The following is a 283-nucleotide window of genomic DNA, read 5'->3' as shown; positions in this document are numbered from 1 at the left end:
TGGGAATGCGATCTTTTTCTAATACCGTTTCAGCAATCGCAAAGGCGGCTAATGCTGCCTCATGAAAACCGCTCAGAATGAGTTTTCTTTTACCGGGGTAATAATTAATCTCGCCCACGGCATAAATGCCGGACACTGATGTTTGAAATGATTGCGTATCCACTTTTATTTGATGTTGATGCATTTTAAGTTGCCAATTATCTATTGGTCCAAGTTTGGGCGACATCCCAAAAAGAACAACGAGTTCATCAAGTTCTACTCTGCGGTTAACGCTATCTTTTGA

At 41.0% G+C, this 283-nt stretch carries 1 protein-coding gene; it reads right to left on the bottom strand.

Annotated elements, in window-relative coordinates:
* Positions 1–283, bottom strand: a 283-nt coding sequence (locus AACQ14_RS24505; RefSeq protein WP_339366139.1) for an FAD-dependent oxidoreductase, incomplete at both ends; no start/stop codon positions are given.

The sequence above is a fragment of the Vallitalea maricola genome (genome assembly GCF_036985595.1).
GTDB lineage: Bacteria > Bacillota > Clostridia > Lachnospirales > Vallitaleaceae > Vallitalea > Vallitalea maricola.
Note: the sequence above shows the minus strand (reverse complement) of the source record. Positions and strands in the feature narration are given on the sequence as shown.